Here is a 21,212-nt window from a genome sequence, read left to right as displayed (position 1 = left end):
GGGGGCGGCGGTGGAACACATCCAGGCGCCCGAACACGGTCGCCACCTCGATGCTTCGGCCTCGGAAAGTCGGCTGCTCGTCGATGTCTTGAAGCACCTCATGCCTCGACGTTCCCATGGCACGTCCTGCGCCCGGCCCCGCAACAGGTCAAAGCCGCGATGAGCGGGGCAGGGCCGTTCCCGGCCGCAGGGATGGCCTTCAGGGCACCGTCAGGGCAGCTTGCCGCGCCGTTCCCGGATTGCCCCCGGTGCCGCCCTCGGCAAGGCGTAGCGCGAGAACGTCGCCGAGCCGCTCCGCCGCCAGACGCGCGGCGCAGTCGACGGCCGAAAGCGGGCGGTCGAACAGGTAGCCCTGTCCGAGGTCGCATCCCGCCTCGCGCGCGAGCCGCGCATGCTCCTCGGTCTCGATGCCCTCGGCCACAGTGCCGACGCCGAGCTTGCCCGCCAGGTCGCAGATCGATTGGACGACCACCTGGTGGTTTGCCCCGCCGCTCGAGCCCTGCACGAAGCTCCGGTCGATCTTGATGACGTCGAAGGGAAAGCGCGTCAGGTAGCTCAGCGAGGCGTATCCCGTCCCGAAATCGTCGAGCGCGACACGGATCCCCATTCCGCGGAGCGTTTCGAGCGCGCCGAGGACGCCCCCGTCGTCCCGGATCAACGTGGACTCGGTGATCTCCAGCGTCAGGCGCTCCGCCTCGGTCCCGCTGTCGGCCAGGGCCGCGGTGATGCAATCGACCAAGCCGGAATCGGAGAACTGGCGGGCCGAGATGTTGACGGTGATCCTCACGTCCCCGGGCCAGTTGGCGGCCGTGCGGCAAGCCTCCCGGATTACCCATTGTCCGATCGGCAGGATGAGGCCGCTGTCCTCGGCGATGGGGATGAACTCGGCGGGCGAAACGGATCCGCGGCAGGGATGCTGCCAGCGAAGGAGTGCCTCGAAACCCGCGGTGCGCCGGGTTGCGAGACATACGATCGGCTGAAACGCGAGACGCAGCTCGTCGCGCGCGACGGCGTGTTCGAGATCCTTGGCAAGGCTGCGGCGCGCGGCGTAGGCCCGCTTGAGCGATGTATCGCAGACCTGCAAGGTGCCGCGCTGTCCCTCCTTTGCGGCGTAGAGGGCGAGGTCCGCGCCCTTGAGGAGGTCGGCCGCCCCCTCGTCCCCGGACTCGAGCACGCAAAGGCCGATGCTCGTCGAGATCGTGACGGGCACGTCCGCCGGCATGAACGGCCGGGCGAAGCACTCCAGGACGCGCTGCGCACCCCGGCTTGCCGCCTCCCTCGCACGCTCTCCCACAAACAGCGCCGCGAACTCGTCACCGCCAAGACGCGAGATCGATGCGGCATCCTTGAGGACCGGGCGCAGGCGGTCCGCGGCCTCGCGCAGCAACGCGTCGCCCGCGGCGTGTCCCAAGGTGTCGTTGACGTGCTTGAAGAGGTCGAGGTCCAGCATGAGGACCGCCATGGAACCGGGCGCCCGACTGCGGTGCGCGGCCAGTTCGATGGCTGCGTTGAACGAGCCGCGGCTGGCGAGGCCGGTCAGGGCGTCGATTTCCGCGGCGGTTCTGGCCTGCTGCCGCATGCGGCGCAGGAGGAGGACGAGGGCGAGGCCCGAGAGCGTCAGGCCGACGACCTGAGCCGAGACCGTCCGGAAGATCCACGCCAGGCGCCATTCGCCATCCGCGATCCTGCGCGACGCCATCGCGGTCGTCAGGGAGGCCAGCCGCGCCGCCCTGGCGTTTAGTGGCTCGAGAACCTCCAAGGTTCTTGTTGCGTCGAACTCGGTGCGCAGGTTCCGGATCGTGGGAGCGACGGAGCGTACCGCCCCCACCATTTCCTCGACGAGCTTCGACGCTTCGGGATCGTTCCGCCGTAGTTTGCGGGCGTCGTTCGCCGTCAGCACGTCCAAACGATTGAGGACGATGTCGAGGCGCAGTCCGACGTCGTCGTCGGTCACCTTGGGGTCGGGCATGAAGCGCGCGGCGATCGTCGCTTGGAGGCGCGTCAGCTCCGGTGCCGTCGCCATCACCTGGTAGACGACGTTGTTCTCGGCCGACTGTGAGATCCGGCCGACCTGGTGGGCGCCAACGAACAGCATGCCGACGGCGGCCAGGGCCATGGCCGACGTCGCCGCGACGAGCGGGATCTCCCAACCGCTTCGGAAGCGGAACCTGCCGGGCATGCGGGACATGGGTCGCGCGATCAGAGGACGTCGAGCCGCGCGAGCTGCCAGGCACAGCGGGAGAAGACCTCCTGCCGCTTCAGCTCCTCGCGCTGGTCGAACGGGTACATGATGAAGATCGGCCCCTTGTCGGCGACCGGCATCGGTCGCCCGTTGCGGCGCATGGCAAGTATGGCCCCGTCCTCGGCCAGTCCGTCCATCGGCAGTTCGGTGACGTAGTCGTTGAGGGCGGTGGCGCGGATCGCCGTGCCCTCGGCGCCGAGATGCTCCATGAGGACGGAGAGGGGCACACCTTCCCAGAAAGGTGCCCCGTCGGTCCACGGCGTGGCGGTGGCGAAGCTGCGCGTGCCGAGCGCGTCCAGCATGTCCATGTCGAAGACGGCATCGCAGCCGTCGTTCACGATCTTGACCCCACCTCCAACCCGCAGGATCGGCTTGCCGAGAGGCGAGGGGAGGGAGGCAGCGGCTGCGGAGCGACCGCTGGCGAACGGCATGAGAAGACCCGATGCGAGGAGCGTCAAGGCTTGGCGGCGCGTTGTGAGAGCTTGCATGTCTTGCGCGATCCGATCGGTTGCCGGGTCAGTATCGGCGCGCCTCCCTAAAATTCTCTTCCTTCATCCGGGCGCCGAGCCCTTATGCCCCCCACGACATCTTCGAAACAGTACTGTTCCCTTGGATTTGTTTACGGATCCAGGAATGTGCTTGCCGAGCACCTGACTTGCCCTTGTATCCCCCGGTTGCGCGGGTGCTCGAGATTGATCCTCTTGATGCTTTGGAGGATCGGTCCATGCAGGCCGCTCAAGTCGCCCGAGGGGAGGGCTGTGGATCGACGGCAGGTGCCAACTTGTGGAACAGCTCGCCGTTTCGATGCCGGCCGGCGCCGCAACCTGTGGAGGCTATCGGCCTCAGGACGGTCAGCATGCGTCGCCGACCCACACGCAAGGATGCGTTCACGATGCTCATCGATCGGCTCATCCGGAACCGGGAGTCCTTAAGCATCCCTGCCGAAGCTGGCATCGTCAACTGTGAGACTTGCCATGCTCCCCTACATCGTCGACGCCATCCAGAACGAGGAGGCGCGCCTCAACGCGCTGCGGGACCTGAACCTGCTCGACACCTCGCCCAGCGACAGCTTCGACCGCCTGACGCGGCTGGCAAGCAAGCTCCTCGACGCCCCGGTTTCGACCATCTCGCTCACCGACCGCGACCGCCAATGGTTCAAGTCGAAGGTCGGCGTCGACATCACGGAGATCCCGCGCGAGCAGGCACCTTGCAGCTACGCGATCGGGAACGACGAGATCTTCGTGGTTCCCGACCTCACGGCCGACCCGAGGTTCGTGGGCAGCCCCCTCGCGCAGGCCGGCATCCGCTTCTATGCGGGCGCTCCGCTTTTCACCCGGCAAGGCCATGGCCTTGGAACGCTGTGCGTCGTCGACGAGAGGGTGCGCGAACTCGACGACGAGGGACGTCAGGTGTTGCGCGACCTGGCGGGCATGGTCATGAGCCAGATCGAGCTCAGCAACACCATCGGCCGCACGGACGCCGCCACGGGGCTGCCGAACCAGCACCAGATGTTCGAGGACGTCGAGGACCTTGCGCGTCGTCACAAGGGAGCGGCGGCATCGGGCCTGATGGTCGAGCTTGTGTCCCAGCAGCAGTACGGCCAAGGGCAGCGGGTGCTCGGCGGCAGCTTCACCGAGTCCCTGATCCGCGGCGCGTCGGCCCGGCTGCGGCCCGCCTTCGGGAACTCGTCGAAGCTCTACCATGTCGGTCCGACACGCCTCGCGGTCCTCCTCACGCCGGAAACCGGCCTGGAAGTGCCAATCATGGTGGACAGGATCATCGAGCTTCTGCGCGAGCCGCTGGAGTGCGACGGCATCCCCGTCCTGCCGACGCCGGCCCTCGGCTCGTGCGAGTTCGTGCTCGGCGATCTGGCGCCCCGGGACGTCCTGCGGCGCATGCTGAACGCGGTGGAGGACGCCTCCCTGTCCGACACCGCCCGTGCCGAGTACTGCCCGGCCCACGAACTGCGGCACGCCCGCAGCTTCATGCTCCTCAACGACTTCAGGACGGCGCTCGAGAGCGGCGATCAGCTCCGTCTCGACTACCAACCGCGGATCGAGCTCACCACGGGTAGGTGCCTCGGTGCCGAGGCCCTGATGCGCTGGACGCACCCGCTCCTCGGGCCGATTCCGCCGGTCGAGTTCATCCCGGCCGTGGAGCAGACGGCGCTCGCCAAGCCGATGACGGAGTGGGTGGTCTCCGCCGCCCTTGCGCAGATCGCCGCTTGGCAGGCTCAGGGTCTCGACCTTCGGATGTCGGCCAACGTGTCGGCCCTGAACCTCGACGAGCCGGATTTCGCGGCGCGGATCCTTGCGCTCGTGCAGCGGTCCGGCGTGCGCCCAGAGATGCTGGAGCTGGAGTTCACCGAAAGCGCAGTGGCGCGGAACCCGACTCGCGCGGCGAGGCAGCTCGAGGCGATCCGCTCGGCTGGGGTTGCGATCGCGATCGACGACTTCGGCAGCGGCTACAGCAACCTGTCCTATCTCCAGACTCTGTCCGCCTCGGTGCTGAAGGTCGACCGCGCGTTTATCGGCGACCTGGAGAGTTCCGAGCGTGACCGAACCCTCGTTCGCTCCGTCATCGACATGGCGCACGACCTTGGCTACCGCGTCGTGGCCGAGGGCATCGAGACGAGGGACGCTTTCGAGCTCCTCAGGACATGGGGTTGCGAGGAAGGGCAAGGATACCTGATGGCCAGGCCGATGCCCGCCGCCTCCCTCGAAGCGTGGCTGCGTCAGGAAATCGGGGCCGCGGCGGCCTGAACGCGCGGCGGCCGGCGCCGCGGCGATCGGGCGGCGCATCGGAGTGGCCGACATGTCCAGCTGCCGGGCAGCCTCCCCGCTGCCGATCATCTCCCCTGTCTCGAGATCCCGCATGGCGGTTGATCGCCATGCGGTGTCGTGGCGTGTCCGATCGATCGGAAGGGGACGACGCGGATGCATCCCCCGGGCCAGCAGGACGGCAGACGCGATGTGAAGCCATCCAGCGGCCACGTCCACCGAAGGGCTTGGGTCGGGTGCGGGGCCCACGTCCGCATCCGCGCGACCGCTCGACCAATTCCGGCAGATCGAATGCTGGGACACGCCCCCGCGCCGCGAACAGGGCGCGCCTCGAACAGGGCTCAGTCCCGCCTGTCGAGGATGTCCCTCACACGGGTGGCGAGCGCCGTGAAGGTGAACGGCTTCGTCAGGAGTTCGACGCCGTGGTCGAGGCGTCCCTGGTGGACGATGGCGTTCCGCGCATATCCCGTCGTGAAGAGGACTTTCAGTTTCGGCTGGCGCTTCCTTGCCTCCTCGGCGACGACGGCGCCGCTCATGCCGCCTGGAAGCACCACGTCCGAGAAGAGGAGGTCCACCTTTCCGTCCTCGCGATCGAGGAGCCGCAGCGCGGACGCTCCCTCGCCCGCCTCGAGGACCCGGTATCCGAGTTCGCGCAGCACCTCCGCCGAGTAGGCGCGCACGTCGTCGTCGTCCTCGAGCACCAGGATCGTCTCGAGTCGGTTCCCCTCGGGAGCCACTCCCTCGCCCCCGGCCTGTTCCTCGGCAGCCGACCCGACGCGACGCGGCAGGTAAATCTTGACCGTGGTGCCCTCGTCCACCTCGGAGTAGATCTTCACGTTGCCGCCGGACTGCTTGACGAAGCCATACACCTGGGACAGGCCGAGCCCGGTGCCCTTGCCCACCTCCTTGGTCGTGAAGAAGGGCTCGAACACCTTCGACATGGTCTGCTTGTCCATGCCGGTTCCCGTGTCGGACACGCAGATCACGACGTACTGGCCCGGCTGGACCTCGGCATTGTGGGCGACATAGCCGTGGTCGAGATAGGTGTTGGCCGTCTCTATCGTCAGCTTGCCGCCTCCCGGCATGGCATCCCGGGCGTTGACCGCGAGATTGAGGATGGCCGCCTCGAGCTGGTTGGGATCGGCCTCCACCTGCCACAGGCTGCCCGAGAGGATCGTCTCGATCTCGATGGTCTCGCCGAGGGTGCGGTCGAGGAGGTCCGACATGTTCGTGACGAGGCGGTTGACGCTGATGGGTCTCGGCTCGAGCGGCTGCCGCCGGGAAAAGGCGAGCAGCCGCTGGGTCAGGGTTGCCGCGCGCTTTGCGCCCGTCATGGCGTTGCCCGCGGCACGGCGCAGGCGCGCCGCCTCCTCCGGGAGGTTGCGCTGGATGAGGTCCAGGTTGCCGATCACGATCTGGAGGAGGTTGTTGAAGTCGTGGGCGACGCCGCCCGTCAGCTGGCCGACCGCTTCCATCTTCTGGCTCTGGCGGAGTGCCTCGTGCGTGCGCTCGAGCTCCTCCGTCCGTTCCGCCACCAGCGTCTCCAGTTCCTCCCCGTGCCGGGCGAGCGCCTCGCGCGCCGCCTTCTCGTCCCGGATGTCCCTGACCTCGATGATGGTGCCGACCGTCTTGGCCGCCTCGTCCCGGATGGGGCTGGCGGTGAAGGCGACCGGATAGAAGCTGCCGTCCCGGTGGACGAACACCTCCTCGCCCCTCGTGTTGTTGTTCTCGGGGAAGGCGCGGTCGATGGCGCAATCCTCGATCGGGAACGGCCGTCCGTCCGGGTGGGTGTGGTGGATGACGTCGTGGAGCGGGCGGCCCTGCACCTCGTCCAGCGAGTAGCCCGTCAGCCGCTCGGCCGCCGCGTTCATGTAGACGCAGTGCTGGCGCTCATCCATCAGGAAGATGGAGACGGACGCGTTGTTCAGCACCGCGTCGAGGCGCCGCGTCGTCTCCCTGAGCCTCGCCTCCGTGCGCGCCTCCTCGATTGCCGTCGAGGCGAGCTGCGCCAACTGCAGGAGGATGGCCTCGTCGGAGGCGTCGAACTCGCCTCCGCCCTCCTTGTCGGAGAGCTGTATCAGGCCGAGGTTCCGTCCGTCCCGGGCGATCATCGGCGCGGCCAGCCAGCCCCGCATCGGCGGGTGGTCCGGCGCATGGCCCCCGAAGCCGCGCCAGCGAGGGTGCGCCTCCAGCTCGGCCTGCGTCATCCGTATGGGCTCGTTCACCTCGCACGCCCACGCGTAGATGCCCGACCCGTCCGGCATCCTGCCGTAGTCGCGCCAGCGGTCGTAGCGCTCGGACATGGAGACGGCGTTGATGGCCTGGCTCCAGTCGGGACCCCGCGTCATGCTGACGACGGACTGGTGGGCGCCGACGATCCGCCGGGCGATTCCGGTGATGGCCTCGAGCTTGGCCTCCATCGTCGGTGCCGCGCCGACCTCGAGGGAGGCTTGCGCCAGGGCCTGGAGCTGCGCGGCGTGGCGGCGCGACATCCCCGCGTTCTCCTCCCGCTCGGCAAGCGCGAGGCGCAGGCGCATCTGGCTCATGGCCTGCCGGGCGAGTGCCCGCAGCGTGCCGAGCTGCCTCTCGGTGAGATGGCGGGGTTCGTAGTCCAGGACGCAGACCGTGCCAAGCGGCAGGCCCTCCTCGGTCTTGAGGAGCGCACCCGCGTAGAAGCGCAGTCCCGCCTCGCCCGTGACCAAGGGATTGTGCTGGAGGCGGGGATCCTTCCTGGCATCCGGCACGACCAGGAAGTCACGCTCCAGCAGGGCATGTCGGCAGAACGAGGTGTCCAGGGGCGTTTCGCGCACCCCGAGGCCAACCTCGGCCTTGAAGAACTGCCGGTCCCGGGAGACCAGGTTGACGACGGCGATGGGCGTCCCGCAAACGTCCGCCGCGATCCGGGCGATGTCGTCGAACTCCGTCTCCGGGGGCGTGTCGAGGATGCGGTAGCGGTCCAGCGCCGCCACCCGCTCGTCCTCGTCCCAAGCGGCTTCGATGGGTTCGTTCTGCAAGCTGTCGACCCCGGTTTCCAAGTCAGGCGCATCTAAGGCAAAGCGGCAGCGCCGGCAATGACTTGGGAGATGCTCTTCGGAGAAGCGGGCGCCGTCCGGCGGCTTCCCGGGTCCTCCGGGGTCGGCATTCGTGAAGGCAGGAACACGTCGGTCTGCGGAGGCGGAACGGTATGGGGGAGCACCGACCTCGTTTTGGGGCCATGCGCCTGCCGGGGGTACGGAGCCTGATGGGCTACCCTCGCGGCGCGGCAGCCATCATCGTCGCATGGCAGGGAGGTTGCCCTTGCGCGATCCCGGCGAGGATGGCGGCGTCGTAGGGCTTGGCGATCAACGGCCAGCGCGTCGGCCTTACATCCGTGTACCCGGACGCGAGCACGATGCGCAGGGAGGGCCACCGTTTGGATGCCTCCTCGGCGAGTTCGGGGCCCGTCATCCGGGGCATGCGGCAATCACTGAACAGGAGCGACACGTCCGGCCTTCTCTCCAGAATCTCGAGCGCCTCGACGCCGTCGCGCGCCTCCAGAACCTCCACGCCCAGGTCCTCGAACATGTCCGCGGCGTACATGCGAACCAAAGGCTCGTCGTCCACGACGAGCACCACCTCTCGGCTTCGCGACTCCAATTTCTGCCGACCTCCGATCGTCCGTCACACTGCCCACACGCGAGAGCCTCCGCCGTTACGCGGACCCCCTCTTGTCCCGTGGTTCGTCGTTCTCCGAGAACAGTCGGACTGAACTAGGCGGCTGCCGCCATTCGTCAACCCGCGGGCGGATCCGGATCGTTCCCGGTCCCAGCGGACTCAAAGTCGATGCGCAGGGTGAAGACGAGGCCGTCCGGCGCCAGAGTTGTCGTCCCGGTGCCGAGGGACTCGACCAGCCGCGCGATCAGCCTCGAGCCGAAGCCGCCGCCGTCGCGGGGTGGACCGGGTGCCTCTTCGAGGGGGGCGGTGCCGTGCTCCCGCCATCGGAGATCCAGCATCCTTCCGCCGTCCTCACGCACCTCCAGTTGCCAGGAGATGTCGAGCCGTCCGCCGGGCCCTGCCTGGCAACCGTACTTGACCGCGTTGGTTGCAAGTTCGTGGGCGATCAGGGTGAGCGGCATGCCCAGCGAGGACGGTAGGACGATAGCCGGGCCCGACAGCTCGACGTCCTCAGGTCGCGGCATCGCTTCGACCTCGGCGCGCAGAAGGGAGCGCAACTCGACGCCCTCCCAGTTCCGCGCCGTCAGAAGCTCGTTGGTGCGCGCCAGCGCCTGGATGCGCTGCGAGAAGACGGACCGGAACTCGGCCGGGGTGGACGTGCCCGCCGCTGTCTGCGTCCCTATGGCCTGCACCATCGCCAGGAGGTTCTTGACGCGGTGATGGAGTTCCGCGACCAGGAGCTCCTGCTGGCGCGCGGCCGCCAGCGACCGCTTCTCGATCGCCTGCCCCATCGCGTCGAGGGAGGCCGTCACGGTCTCGAACTCCCGCGTCGGGATCGGCCGGCGGGTTGCTGGAGGCGTTCCGCCCGACCATGCCTGCGCGAGTTCGACGAGCTTCCGGACCGGACGCTGGATCAGGGCGGCGCCCGCCGCCAACGAGGTGAGCGCAGCGCCGACCAGGCCGGCGGTCAGCAGGGCGAGGTTCCACCGCCAGCCCTCGCCGGCCATGGCCTGGACCTCGGCCAGGGCATAGCCGCTCGAGACGTAGATGCCTTCTGGAGGAAGCGCGGCAGGGCTGTAGGCAACGATGCGCCAGGTGCCGTCCTGGCTTTGCACCTCCTCCACGCCGGCAGCCGTGGCCTTGACCCACCGGTCGACGAACTCGTCGGGTATGCGGGTCCCGACGAACCGCTCCGGCAGCGGGGTGCGGGCGAGGATCGTGCCCTCGGAGTCTGCGATCGTCAGCGATCCATTCGGGGGCAGGCTGAAGGCCTGGACGATCGACTGGAGGTGCGACAGGCGAAGCCCCGCCGCCACCACGGCGACGATGCGCCCGTCCTCTTCCCGCACCGGGGCGGCGAACGGCAGGATCCTGGCCGAAGGATCGGCGCGGCCGACGGTGTAGCGGCCTACGACGAACCGTCCGGTGTCGATCGCCGCCCTGAAATAGGGGCGATCGGCATAGTTGGGCGTGGGGCGGACGGGATCGTCGCCGCAGCGTGGGCGACCGTCGAGGCCGAGAACGGCAATGCCCTGGAGATGGGGCAGGGCCTCGACGAGCGACGAAAGGTAGCGTGCGCACCGACCGGCATCGAGCTCCATGACGGTGGGCGACGAGGAGACCGCGAGAAGCAGCGTCCTCTGCCCCTCGATCACGCGCTCGATCTGTGTGTTCGCCTGCGCCGTCCGCCGCCGGGCAAGATCGCGGATCTCCGCTTCCCGGCCCGCCTGCAGCTGTTGCTCGAGCATCCAGAGAACGCCGAAGACGGGCAGCAGCGCCAGGAGGGCGAACAGGAAGAGGCGCGACGTCAACGACGTCGGCAGGCCCAGCGAGCCGCGCGCCTTGCTTCCCACGAATCGCCCCTTCGAAAACCCCACGCCACAAGAGCAGAATCGATCCCCCGGGAAAACCGCTGCCTGTCGTTCACCTTGCCCGCCGGGAGCGGAAACCCATCAGCGCCAGCTCCAGCGTTGCGTCGGCTACGTCCATTCGCCGCGAACGCCGTCTCAGGCGTGGTCGATTGCCTGCCGGATACGTGGACCAGGGAAGGTTTGGCGGAGCAAATCGCCGCCCCAGGCCGAAAGCCTTGATCGGCGTACACCACCCCACGGGCGGCCAACAACGGACGGCAAACCGCTGGGTCGATGATCTCGATCAAGGCGCCGTCGATCCGTCTCGGATTGGATCATCCTCGCACGTCTCTCGCCAGGCGCGCATACTCAGTCCCTCCAACGCGTCCCTGGTTCGTAATGTCTCTCCTCGTCCATACCTGCCGCGTCGACGCTTCCCGCGTCGTGCCGCTGACGCCCACTCCTTCCGACATGGCGATCACTGCCCTCGGCGTGGTCATGGACACCAGCCGGGCTCTGTCGCCGTCCCTGGCGAAGGTGGTCGGCGCCATCGGCTTGCTCGGTTGTCGGCTGGAGGCTTCCGCCTCATACGGAGAAGGACCCATCTCCGGGGTCTCCCCGGCAGGCTCCGCAGAACGGCGGGGGATCGCGAGCTTCTGGCAGGGGCTGGGCATCGGCGAGGACGGGGGAACCACGGTTCAATGACGCGCAAGCAGAAGCGGCTGGCGGGGATCGGCGGCATGGTCGGCGTCGTCGCGGTGGCGGTCGGGCTCGTGCTCCAGAGCCTGTCGACGAGCATCGCGTTCTTCAACTCGCCGACCGACATCGTATCCAACACGCCGGCGCCTACCCAGCGCATCCGCCTCGGCGGACTCGTCGAGCAAGGCTCGGTGGAGCGCGGCGCCGATTCCAAGGTGCGCTTCCGCGTGACGGACTCGGTGGAAACGGTGCCCGTGGTCTATGCCGGCTTGCTGCCCGACCTGTTTCGTGAGGGGCAGGGGATCATCGCGGAAGGGACGCTCGGGCCCGACCGCGTCTTTCTCGCCGATACGGTGCTCGCCAAGCACGACGAGACCTACATGCCGAAGGAAGTCGTGGACGACCTGAAGGCGCGTGGCCTGTGGGAGGACGGCAAGGGCATGGTTGCGCCGAAGACCGGCGAAGCGCCGGCCGGCGAGCCGATCGCCGCCGTGACGGAGGCAGGCCGCCCTCAACGGAATAGCGTATGTGCCGGGCCTGCCTGCCTGCGCGAGCCTGACTTGCCCGGATGCCCGATGATCCCTCAAACCGCGACGGAGTGTTTCCCGCCGTGGCCGAGGTAGGCATCGAACTCCGAAGCGACGAGGCGCGCGATCTCGTGACGGTGCACGCGGATCGACACCCGACTGCCGTCGACGTCGACCCAGCCCGCGTTGACGAAGTGCCGCAACCGGCGGACATCTTCGTCGAAGACCGATACGGGAGCCGAATGCCGAGCCGCGACCGCGGCAAGGTCAACCTCGAAGCGGCACAGCACGGCCTCGATCGCGTCGGCGCGCATGGCATCCTGACCATCGAAAGCCTTCCCCCGGGCGATCGCGAAACGTCCTTCCTCGATCGCCCGGCGCCATCCGGGAACGTCGGCGGCGTTCTGCGCATAACCCCAGGGCATTCGGCTGATCGAGGATGCGCCGATGCCGACGAGGGTCTCCGCGTCGTCGTCGGTGTATCCTTGGAAGTTGCGCCGCAGCCGCCCCCCGGCCTGGGCGACGGAAAGCGGGTCATCCGGATGCGCGAAGTGGTCCATGCCGATCTCCACGTAGCCTCCGCCCTCCAGGATCCGCCTCGCTACTGCCGCTTGGGAGAGACGCTCCTCCGGCCCCGGAAGGGCAGCCTCGTCGACGAGCCTCTGGTGGGTCTTCATCCATGGGACGTGCGCGTAGCCGAAGATGGCAAAGCGGCTGGGCGCCAAGGACAGCATGAGTTCCGCCGTGGCCGCGACGCTGTCGTCGTCCTGGAACGGCAGACCGTACATGAGGTCCGCGTTGATCGCCTCTATGCCGGCCGAGCGCAGGGACTCGAAAGCGGCCCGGACCGTAGGAAGCGGTTGCACGCGCCCTATCGCGGCCTGGACGGCCGGATCGAGGGTCTGGACCCCGAGGCTTGCGCGGTTGACGCCGAGGCTTGCCAGAGCCCGCGCGCCTTCGGGCGTCACATGACGCGGATCGAGCTCGACTGCGTGCTCCATGTCCGGACGAAACGCGAAGCGGTCGCCGAGGTCGCGGACGATCGCCTCGAAGCAGTCCGGCGGCAGGATGTTCGGCGTGCCGCCGCCCCAATGGATGCGGGACACCTCGGCACGCCCCAGGTGCGCGGCGAGAAGGGCGATCTCGTGGTGCAGCACCGCGGCGTAGGCCCTGATCGGCTCGTCGCGCAACGAAGCCTTGGTGGTGCAGCCGCAGTAGTTGCAGATCGTCCGACAGAAAGGAATGTGCAGGTAGAGGGATACGGGAGAGCCAGCTCGAGCCACACGCCGCAGCCACTCGGCATGGACCTCCGCCGTCACCGCGGACGTGAAGTGCGGCGCGGTCGGATAGGAGGTGTAGCGTGGAACCGAGCGACGGGCGAGGTCGCGAAGTGCGTGCGGAAGAGCGAAGGGTGCGTTCATGCACGCCTTGTCCCGCAGCCGCCGTCGCGGGTCATTGAGCGGGATCAAATGCTGCGGGATCGAGGGTTCGGCACCGCGATCGCCGACGCGGTCGAGCTTCGCCAGTCCCGGGACGCTCCGCACCCATCGGCGGAGGAACCGGCCGCAGCCTCAGGTGATCGCCGCGATGCGGCAGTCGTGGCGCCGCGCACAGGGCAACGGCAGCTGGGCGGCTCAGCCAACGATCCCGCATTCCGCCCGAGTACGGCCAGGTTGGCGGTTCAGCACGGTTTGGCACGTTGGCAAGGCGGTCAGCCTGCTGCCGGCTCGAGCGCGGCGACATCCGCGCCCGGTTTGGCACGGGCATCCGGAAAGGCTGCGAGCACGTCCAGGATGTCGAGTTCGCTCTTGGGCAGGTCGCCGAAGGTGTAGCCGTCGAGCACGGCGAGAAAGGCTCTCGTCGCTTCCTTGAGAATGCCTCGGATGCCGCACGCCCGTGCGATGATGCAGGAGCCGGAACTGCAATCGACGAGATCGAAGCCGTCCTCCGTCAAGCGCACCACCTCGCCGACCGTGATCTCGCTCGCTGGACGCGCCAGCTTGATGCCGCCCGATCGCCCCCGCACCGTCGTGACGAGGCCCGCCCGGCCGAGATCGTGCACCACCTTCATGAGGTGGTTCTTCGAGATGCCATAGGTCTGAGAGATCTCCGAAATCGAGGACAGGCGCTCGGTTCGGGCGGTCAGAAACACCAGCACGCGGATCGAATAGTCTGTGTAGAGGGTCAGCCGCACGAATAGAGGTCCTTCGCTTCGCCGAAAACATACAAGGCGTTTGCATCTTTTCGGCAGCGTGCTACGCCGCCGTTATAGATGCAAGGCTTAGGCATCTTTCAGCGAGCCTCCTCCCATGACCCCGCTCACCTCCTGCCCTGACCCGCAACCGCTCAGCGAAGCTGAGTTGCGCCGCCTCGTCGTCGCCTTCTACGAACAGGTTCGAGCCGACGATCTCCTTGCGCCGATCTTCGCTCGGCAGGTGACGGACTGGGCGGCACACACCGGCCGTCTCGGCGACTTCTGGTGCTCGGTCATGCTCGGGACCGGCACCTATAAGGGCAACCCGTTCGGCGCCCATCTTCCCCTTCGCGACACCCTCGCCCCGTTCCACTTCGAGCGTTGGCTGTCCGTCTTCCGCGAGGTTGCGGCGCGCGAACTAGGCGACCAGCGTAGTGCGGCGATCGTTCGGAAGGCCGAGCGCATCGCCGAGAGCCTCAAGGCGGGACTCTTGTTCAGGCCCATGCCACTCGGCGAGAGCTCGCATGAAACCTCTGCACTCGGCGGCTGACACCCTCCCAGCCATCGTTCGGGAGGCTTAGCCAGAACCTCGCCCTCCGCAAGCGGGCTGTCGCAACGCCCGATAGCACCACCCTGCCTTTCATCGAGGCGCACGAGCTCCGCGATCGTCAGAACCACCTACGAGCACATGTTCCGCGATTGGCAGACGCCGGACTGCAGGTCGTGATTATGCCTCCGAACTCTCACGTGCTTTCGAGGGTGCGATGCTTTCCGGCCTCGAGAGGGGCGGGGCCATCGAGTTGGCCGAGGCGCCCGTTTGGAAGATGACCCTTACGCCACTGCCCGGGCCATAGCGTGAAACGAGAAGCGGCTTCGCCGCCGATCGGCGCGGTAACCTGTTGAACGTGCCGACCTCAAGCTGGTCGCCACGAGTAACCGATCAACAGGCAGCTCATTGCCAGCCGCGACCGTTGCGTTCGCCGCAGCCGTTCCGCACCGCGTTCGCCGGTGCCCTCCGTCGGCCGATCGTGACGAGCCACTCGTCGCGCCGGCGCATGCGGCACTCCCACGTGAAGCAGCCTCCCTGGAAGGTTTCGAAGCGACGGAGGAGGTCAACGGGTTCGCGATCGCTCACGAGCTCGAAGTGCCCGCCCGGAGGGAGGATGTCGAAATTTCGGAACACGGCGACGTGGCGCTCGGTACCGGTGAGGGGACGGATGTCCAAGCTTCGGGCATGATCGTTCGACTGCGACATGTCGGCTCCTGAGATTGTGGCTCAGGAGCCGAGTAGCGGCAGTCGCCAAGGAGCGCCTTGCGCCGGATCAAACGCCCCGAGCATTGCCTCCGCTCTCGTTCGACATCCGATCGATGCGCAGGTGCATGGATCCTGGCATGATTCGCCATCCGCCTAATCGGCATGATCCTTGACAACCGGTGTGCCGATGACCGAGCCACGCTTGCCGTTCCGCCACCTCGGAGTTGGCCCTCGGCAGGGAGTTGGCACGAAGGTGGTCGTCTTCCCGGTCCGATGTTGCGAGGCGGCCGGAAGACCTCAATTCATGAAGCTGCGTACGGAGTGGGGACGTGCAGCCTGAACGGGAGGCGACAATCGCGCCGCGCCAGCATGCCGCAAGTTTATGGGCGGGGCTGTTCAAACGCCCATCCGCGCTAGTTCGCGTCTGCGTCGACGATGCGACATGACGGAGGCAATCCCGACCATACGGATGTCCCCTTGCTGATGCCCCCAACAACCTCGATCTCGTCCCGAGGATCCTCGCGATCGGCAAGACCGCGCGCGCCTACATGGGGCTGCAACTCGCCGAATTCGGCCTTCATCCGGGACGGGACAGGTTGCTTCTCGCACTCTACCCGGGAGGTTCGGTGTCGGTCTCGATCCTGACCGACGTGCTCAACGTTCGCCCCTCGACGGTGTCCAAGATGCTCGACCGCATGCTGGTGGCCGGGCTTGCCGTCCGCGAGCCCGATCCGGCCGAGGGCTGCCGGACGATGGTCTCCATCACTCCCGCCGGCATGGACGCGCAAGAGCGCATTCGAGAGGTGAGGCGAAGGTTGGAACCGTCTTTGAGAGCTTCTCCCGCGAGGAGCGACGCCATGCAATCCGGTCCATGGATCGAGTGCACGAGGCCTTGTGGGCGCGTCTGCGTCGCATCCGTTGAACCTCCTCGATGCGGCGTGGGCGCCCGCCAGATCCAGCCGCTCCGGGGACAGGTCGATGCGGCGAAGGATGCCGCGCTCCTTGAGATGAATCGGGAAGGCCATCGCGGAGGCACGGTGACCGCCGGTACCCGGCCTGGGAGCGGCGGTCACCGTGAAGGGGCCGCTCCGCCCCGCCGATGCAGGTTCGCAAGGCGTGGATCCCGCGCGTCCCTCACCCACCGGGCGCGGGCGAACGCGAAGCGGCGCCGGCACACATGAACCCGGCTCCCACGGAAAACATCGCGCTCGGGCCCGCGCCCAAGAGGCGGAAACGGACCCGGTGCGACTTCGCCCTCGCGGTCACCGCTGGTGCATGGACGAGCCGCTTCTTGCTCGGACGTTCGACCGGACGACAAAGCGCCCTGCCCTTGATCCCGATCAAGGCGCTCCGCGCGGCCGGGGCTTATGGATCCCCCGTCAGCAGGCGGCAACCGGTGCTCTCGTCGCCGAAAAGGCAGCAAGGCGAAACGGTCATCGTTTTCCCGAACGCTTCGACGTGGGCTTCCACCCGAAGGATCCGACTCGGCCGCACGCAACACGATCCCGGGCCTGACCGCCCGGAACCGCACCTCGCGCGGTGATGGTCCCCTTGGTTCGATCGAGCGTTCCCAAAGGAGAGCCGGCACCGCACGGTCATCAGGAGAGCGACCATGTACGCCCATATCCTCGCAGCAACGGACGGATCGGACCTCGCGTCCCGAGGCGTGACGCACGCCGTCCGCCTGGCCAAGGCACTCGGGGCGCGGCTCACCCTCGTCACGGTGACGGAGCCGTTCCCGTTTCTGGCAGCCGGGACAGAGGCGGGGTGGGGAGTGGCGGCAGAGGACATCGCCCGGTTCAGGCAGGTCAACAAGCAGGCTGCCGAGCAGGTGCTGACCGAGGCCCGGCGCTTGGCGGCCGAGGCGGATCTCGAGGCGGGAATCGTCCACGTGGCCGACGCGGAACCCGCCTCGGGCATCGTCGACACGGCACGGAGGGAAGGCTGCGACCTCATCGTCGTCGCCTCCAACGGCCGCCGCGGACTGCAACGCCTGATCCTGGGGAGCGCGGCCTCGGAGGTCCTGGTCACCAGCCCCGTTCCGGTGCTCGTCATCCGCTGAGACCCGGGAACGGCAAGATCATCAGCCGAGCGGAGCGTGCTTCGAACAGATCCCGATCCACCGGAGATCGGCATCTCGGACCAAGAGTGAGAGACAACATCATGTCGCACGGTTACAAGAACATCCTCCTCCCGCTCCTGCCGGAAGTCGAGGCCCGAGGTTCGCCGAGCCCCGCCACGAAGTTCGCGATCGACATGGCGCAGCGCTTCTCCGGCTTCGTCAGCGTCGACTTCCTCCTGCCGCTGGCGGCCTGGGTGCCCTACAGCCTCCTGACCGACATGCCACGCCAGCTCCTGACGGCCGAGACCAAGCGGCTGGAGGAGGGCGCCGAGGCGAGTCTGAGACTCGCAGCCGACGCGATCTCGGATGCCGGCATCTCGGTGGAGAAGCAGCTGATCTCCCTCGACTTCCTCGCGCTTCTCGGGCGCGCGGCGCTTCGCGCCCAGCTCCAGGACGTCATCGTCATGGATGCCGGAGCGAGCGCCCTGCGCGAGGAGCGGGAAGTCGTGGAGGCCTTCCTATTCCGCACGGGACGGCCGCTGATCCGGGTGCCGGCAGCGCCGGCGCCGGGCATGCCGCGCAACGTCCTGGTGGCTTGGGACGGAAGCGTTCCGGCCGCGCGGGCGGTGCGCGAGGCGCTGCCCATCTTGCGGACGGCCGAACGGGTCGAGATCGTCACCGTGCGGGGCGAGAAGGACGTGTCCGACATCGCTCCGGGCGAGAGACTGGCGACCTATCTCGACCATCACGGCGTGGTGACGCAGCAGACCATCCTCACCGCGCCGCATCGCGACGTCGCCGAAACGCTGCGCGATCACGCCGGTGAGGCAGGATCCGACATGATCGTCATGGGCGCCTACGCCCATTCCAGGCTTCAGCAGGCCGTGCTCGGCGGTGTCACGACCGCCCTTCTCGACCGCTGCCCCGTCCCGCTGCTGCTCGCGCACTGACGCTCCGAGCCGACCGGCGCGGCGGCGGAGCGGGAGCGTCAGGCCAGATCGGTGGCGCTCTCGCGCAGGCGAGCGGCGATCAACCGGACCTCGTCGCCGGATGCGCCGGTTCGGTGCAGGAGGGCGCTGCCGAGGATGATCGAAGCCTCCAGGAGTTCGACGACCGCCTCATTGGCTCCCGCGCGAAGAAGCGCGGCCCTGTGGGCAGCATCGTGCGCGCGCGCCACGATGACGAGGTCCGGTCGCTCGCGCCGCAGGGTCGAGACGATCGAGAGCGAGCCGGACGGATCGTCCATGGTCAGGATGGCGGCTGAGAAACGGCCGCTGCCGAGGGCATGAAGAACGGCTTCCCGCGAAGCGTCGCCATAGACCACCGGCTGCCCTTCGCGGCGTGCGCGCGCGACCATGGCCGCGTCATGGTCGAGGCCGACCCACGCCTCGCCCCGCGCGTCCAGCATTGCCGCCACCGTACGGCCCACGCGCCCGAAGCCGGCGACGAGGACGATCCCGCCGGCCGGGTCGATCGCGGCGGCGATCGGCCGGTGCCCTTGCGCGCGGCGCTCGAGGGCGTGCGCCGCGCGCCGGCCCGCCGATGCGAGGAGGGGCGTCGCCGCCATGCTGAAGGCGACGACGGCGATGAGAAGCTGGCTGCCCTCGAAGGTCACGACACCTTGCTGGGTGGCGATGGCGAGTAGCACAAAGGCGAATTCGCCGCCCTGCGCCAGGTGCAGGCCGACATGGGCGGCCTGCGGCAGGGCAAGGCCCGAAAGCCTTGCCAGCAGCGCGAGGACGAGCGCCTTCACAGCGATCAGCCCGGCAGCGAGGCCTAGGATCTCCGGCAGCCGGGCGAGAACGAAAGCGGGGTCGATCAGCATGCCGACCGACATGAAGAAGAGGCCGAGAAGGATCCCGCGCACGGGCCGGATGTCGGCCTCCACTTGATGGCGGTACTCGGTGCCCGCCAGCATCAGACCCGACAGGAAGGCGCCGAGCGCCATTGGCAGCCCGGCCTGTGATGTCGCGAAGGCCGTGCCGAGGACGACGAGCAGCGTGGCCGCGGCGAAGAGCTCGGGGCTGCGCGCGCCGGCGACCATGCGCAGGAGAGGCCGGAGCAGCAGGCGACCCGCGGCCAATATGACCAGCATCGCCGCGATGGCCTTCGTCCCGGCGGCGAGGAGCGCCGGAGCGAGTTCCTCGGGCGGCGAGCCCAGGGCCGCGACGAGCGCGAGACCGGGAACGGAGGCGAGATCCTGGAGAAGCAGCACCGACAGGATCACGCGCCCGGTGCGGCTCGCCAGCTCGCCCCGCTCGGATAGGATCTGCAGGACGAAGGCCGTCGAAGACAGGGCCAGCGCGCCTCCGAGAACCGCCGCCGTCGGCATCGCTGCGCCGGCCAGCATCGCCACGCCGCCCAGCAGCGTCCCCGTTACGGCGACCTGCGCGAGGCCAAGGCCGAATATGTAACGCGCCATGGTTTTCAGGCGCTCCATCGTCATCTCCAGCCCAATGGCGAAGAGCATGAAGACGATGCCGAACTCGGCGAGGCGATGGGCGCCCTCCGCGTTGCCGATCAGTGTGAGTGCGTTGGGACCGAGGACGACCCCGGCGAGCAGATAGCCGATGACGGGACTGGTGCGCATGCCGCGGAAGAGCGGAACGACGATCACCGCGGCCGACAGGAAGATCAGGATGTCTGACAGGATGGAATCGGCATGGGGAGTGGGGGACGGCATGGCTGCACCTCGGTCGTGTCGGGCTCGTCCTAGCGCTCCGGCCGGCTCCGGGCGAGGGAGGGGCACGATCTCGCGTGGAAAGCACCCGCGGGATGATGCAGCGAAGCTTCGCCGTAAGAGCTCCGGTTAGCGTTCGTGGCTGCCCGGGAGTTGTGGCCGGTTCCCCGGGCGCGGGGACAAAGGCTTCCGGAAAGCGTTCGACGATGCCGACGCTCCGGCGCTCGAACGCCAAGCGGGCCACGATCCACGCACTCGATCTCCGAGGCCCCTTTCCTGGGTCCATCCGGATCAGTTCGGCGTGCATTTCCAATGCCAACACCAATGCCGATGCCGGCGCTCGATGCATCGCTGCGGACGGGCGCTTGCATGTCTCCCCGCTTGTTCCCGTCCCGGCCGGGATGGTAAAGGGAACCGCAGGCGCCCCGGACCCTCCGTAATCTCCGCATCGACGCGCCTGCCTTGATCGGGCGGCAGACCGCCCACGACCCTGGACAACGAAACCATGCAGGCACTTCGGTCGATCGAAAGGTCCGGCATCTGCGGCGAGCCAATCGCCTGCGTCGGCTGCGAGGCGCGGGCGCGCGGCGTGTGCGGCGCGTTGGCCGGCGACCAGCTCGTCTCGCTCTCGCGCGTGTCGGATCGCCGGGTGATCCGGCCCGGCGAGCATGTCGGGCGCGCTGCCGGAGAGTCCGAGAGCGTCTCCAACATCCTGTCCGGCGTCGTCAGCCTGGCCAAGCGCCTGCCCGACGGGCGCCAGCAGATCGTCGGCCTTCAGTTCGCGCCGACCCTCGTTGGCCGTCCCATCGCGGGGGACGACGCCATCGAGGCGACTGCCGCCGGTCCCGTGCGCGTCTGCACGATCCCGCGCTCGGCCTTCGAGGGCGTCCTAACCGCGAACCAGGCCTTCGAGCGCCGCGTGCTCTCGCAGGCGCTGAGCCAGCTCGACGAGACGCGGGACCTCCTCGTGACGCTCGCGCGCAAGACGGCGCTCGAGCGGGTGGCGACCTACATCAATATGGTCGTGCGGCACGCGAGACCGGTGGGATCCCCGGGAGAACCGGGCGAGATCCCCCTGCCGCTGAGCCGGGGCGAGATGGCGGACTTCCTGGGGCTGACCATCGAGACGGTCTCCCGCAAGATGACGGAGCTTCGCAAGGCGAAGATCGTCGACTTCGCCAACGCGGCATCGTTGCGCATCCTGTCACAGACGCGCCTCGACCAAGCCGCCGGCGGCTGAAACCCGGACGCGAGGGATGCTCGCGGGGA

15 protein-coding genes and 1 pseudogene are annotated in these 21,212 nt (G+C 68.2%); 7 read left to right on the top strand and 9 right to left on the bottom strand.

What is annotated here, in order from left to right; all coding sequences use genetic code 11:
* Positions 1-199 precede the first annotated feature (199 nt).
* Together FZN60_RS18575 and FZN60_RS18570 are read right to left on the bottom strand one after the other, a co-directional pair.
* On the bottom strand, positions 200-2,179 hold the full coding sequence (locus tag FZN60_RS18575) for a putative bifunctional diguanylate cyclase/phosphodiesterase (RefSeq protein WP_210253422.1): 1,980 nt from the start codon (positions 2,177-2,179) through the stop codon (positions 200-202).
* Positions 2,180-2,199: 20 nt separating this feature from the next.
* Positions 2,200-2,580: a putative pterin-binding protein gene (locus tag FZN60_RS18570; RefSeq protein ID WP_199266598.1), complete on the bottom strand. Its 381-nt coding sequence runs from the start codon at positions 2,578-2,580 to the stop codon at positions 2,200-2,202.
* A gap of 636 nt (positions 2,581-3,216) precedes the next feature.
* On the opposite strand from FZN60_RS18570, the gene FZN60_RS18565 reads away from it, so the two are divergent.
* The gene (locus FZN60_RS18565; protein ID WP_158874999.1) at positions 3,217-5,004 is read left to right on the top strand and encodes a putative bifunctional diguanylate cyclase/phosphodiesterase; all 1,788 of its coding nucleotides are present in this window, start codon (positions 3,217-3,219) and stop codon (positions 5,002-5,004) included.
* 359 nt (positions 5,005-5,363) lie between these two features.
* Here the strand turns inward: FZN60_RS18565 and FZN60_RS18560 are convergent, their stop codons facing one another.
* From FZN60_RS18560 to FZN60_RS18550, 3 genes are all read right to left on the bottom strand, one after another.
* Positions 5,364-8,036: a GAF domain-containing protein gene (locus FZN60_RS18560; RefSeq protein ID WP_158874998.1), complete on the bottom strand. Its 2,673-nt coding sequence runs from the start codon at positions 8,034-8,036 to the stop codon at positions 5,364-5,366.
* Positions 8,037-8,268: 232 nt separating this feature from the next.
* A complete protein-coding gene (locus FZN60_RS18555) occupies positions 8,269-8,637 on the bottom strand; it encodes a response regulator (RefSeq protein WP_158874997.1) in 369 nt (122 codons plus the stop codon).
* A 155-nt stretch (positions 8,638-8,792) separates the two neighbouring features.
* Complete coding sequence (locus tag FZN60_RS18550; protein ID WP_158874996.1) at positions 8,793-10,529, bottom strand: sensor histidine kinase; 1,737 nt, start codon at positions 10,527-10,529, stop codon at positions 8,793-8,795.
* Between the two features lie 698 nt (positions 10,530-11,227).
* Here FZN60_RS18550 and ccmE point away from each other — a divergent pair.
* Positions 11,228-11,704 (top strand): annotated as a pseudogene (ccmE, locus tag FZN60_RS18545) (cytochrome c maturation protein CcmE); the annotation flags it as partial.
* 104 nt (positions 11,705-11,808) lie between these two features.
* On the opposite strand, the gene hemN reads toward ccmE, so the two are convergent.
* Both hemN and FZN60_RS18535 read right to left on the bottom strand, forming a co-directional pair.
* Positions 11,809-13,296, bottom strand: a complete 1,488-nt coding sequence (gene hemN / locus FZN60_RS18540) for an oxygen-independent coproporphyrinogen III oxidase (RefSeq protein WP_369413050.1) — start codon at positions 13,294-13,296, stop codon at positions 11,809-11,811.
* Between the two features lie 167 nt (positions 13,297-13,463).
* Positions 13,464-13,946, bottom strand: coding sequence for an Rrf2 family transcriptional regulator (locus FZN60_RS18535; protein ID WP_158874994.1), 483 nt, complete (start codon positions 13,944-13,946; stop codon positions 13,464-13,466).
* A gap of 115 nt (positions 13,947-14,061) precedes the next feature.
* Between FZN60_RS18535 and FZN60_RS18530 the strand changes: the two genes are divergently transcribed.
* Positions 14,062-14,496 carry a group III truncated hemoglobin gene (locus FZN60_RS18530; RefSeq protein ID WP_158874993.1) on the top strand — a complete coding sequence of 145 codons (435 nt, stop codon included), beginning with the start codon at positions 14,062-14,064 and terminating at the stop codon, positions 14,494-14,496.
* Positions 14,497-14,898: 402 nt separating this feature from the next.
* Here the strand turns inward: FZN60_RS18530 and FZN60_RS18525 are convergent, their stop codons facing one another.
* Complete coding sequence (locus tag FZN60_RS18525) at positions 14,899-15,201, bottom strand: DUF2249 domain-containing protein (protein ID WP_158874992.1); 303 nt, start codon at positions 15,199-15,201, stop codon at positions 14,899-14,901.
* 548 nt (positions 15,202-15,749) lie between these two features.
* On the opposite strand from FZN60_RS18525, the gene FZN60_RS29300 reads away from it, so the two are divergent.
* The 3 genes from FZN60_RS29300 (at position 15,750) to FZN60_RS18510 (ending at position 18,213) form a co-directional block, all read left to right on the top strand.
* Positions 15,750-16,382: a MarR family winged helix-turn-helix transcriptional regulator gene (locus FZN60_RS29300; protein ID WP_158874991.1), complete on the top strand. Its 633-nt coding sequence runs from the start codon at positions 15,750-15,752 to the stop codon at positions 16,380-16,382.
* Between the two features lie 431 nt (positions 16,383-16,813).
* The gene (locus FZN60_RS18515) at positions 16,814-17,263 is read left to right on the top strand and encodes a universal stress protein (protein ID WP_158874990.1); all 450 of its coding nucleotides are present in this window, start codon (positions 16,814-16,816) and stop codon (positions 17,261-17,263) included.
* 101 nt (positions 17,264-17,364) lie between these two features.
* Complete coding sequence (locus FZN60_RS18510; RefSeq protein WP_158874989.1) at positions 17,365-18,213, top strand: universal stress protein; 849 nt, start codon at positions 17,365-17,367, stop codon at positions 18,211-18,213.
* 38 nt (positions 18,214-18,251) lie between these two features.
* Here the strand turns inward: FZN60_RS18510 and FZN60_RS18505 are convergent, their stop codons facing one another.
* Positions 18,252-19,946, bottom strand: a complete 1,695-nt coding sequence (locus FZN60_RS18505; protein ID WP_158874988.1) for a monovalent cation:proton antiporter-2 (CPA2) family protein — start codon at positions 19,944-19,946, stop codon at positions 18,252-18,254.
* A 502-nt stretch (positions 19,947-20,448) separates the two neighbouring features.
* Between FZN60_RS18505 and FZN60_RS18500 the strand changes: the two genes are divergently transcribed.
* Entirely contained in the window at positions 20,449-21,183 is a 735-nt protein-coding gene (locus FZN60_RS18500) for a Crp/Fnr family transcriptional regulator (RefSeq protein ID WP_158874987.1), read from the top strand.
* The last annotated feature ends 29 nt before the right edge of the window (positions 21,184-21,212 follow it).

Origin of the sequence: Antarcticirhabdus aurantiaca (genome assembly GCF_009765365.1) — a bacterium.
GTDB classification, from domain to species: Bacteria; Pseudomonadota; Alphaproteobacteria; order Rhizobiales; family Rhizobiaceae; genus Antarcticirhabdus; species Antarcticirhabdus aurantiaca.
This window is presented reverse-complemented; position numbering and strand designations above follow the sequence as displayed.

Bases quoted from the DNA above. Each gene is read 5' to 3' on its own strand.
- FZN60_RS18575 (WP_210253422.1), bottom strand. From the start codon at position 2,179: ATGCCCGGCAGGTTCCGCTTCCGAAGCGGTTGGGAGATCCCGCTCGTC.
- FZN60_RS18565 (WP_158874999.1), top strand. From the start codon at position 3,217: ATGCTCCCCTACATCGTCGACGCCATCCAGAACGAGGAGGCGCGCCTC.
- FZN60_RS18530 (WP_158874993.1), top strand. From the start codon at position 14,062: ATGACCCCGCTCACCTCCTGCCCTGACCCGCAACCGCTCAGCGAAGCT.
- FZN60_RS18525 (WP_158874992.1), bottom strand. From the start codon at position 15,201: ATGTCGCAGTCGAACGATCATGCCCGAAGCTTGGACATCCGTCCCCTC.
- FZN60_RS29300 (WP_158874991.1), top strand. From the start codon at position 15,750: ATGGGGCTGCAACTCGCCGAATTCGGCCTTCATCCGGGACGGGACAGG.
- FZN60_RS18515 (WP_158874990.1), top strand. From the start codon at position 16,814: ATGTACGCCCATATCCTCGCAGCAACGGACGGATCGGACCTCGCGTCC.
- FZN60_RS18510 (WP_158874989.1), top strand. From the start codon at position 17,365: ATGTCGCACGGTTACAAGAACATCCTCCTCCCGCTCCTGCCGGAAGTC.
- FZN60_RS18505 (WP_158874988.1), bottom strand. From the start codon at position 19,946: ATGCCGTCCCCCACTCCCCATGCCGATTCCATCCTGTCAGACATCCTG.
- FZN60_RS18500 (WP_158874987.1), top strand. From the start codon at position 20,449: ATGCAGGCACTTCGGTCGATCGAAAGGTCCGGCATCTGCGGCGAGCCA.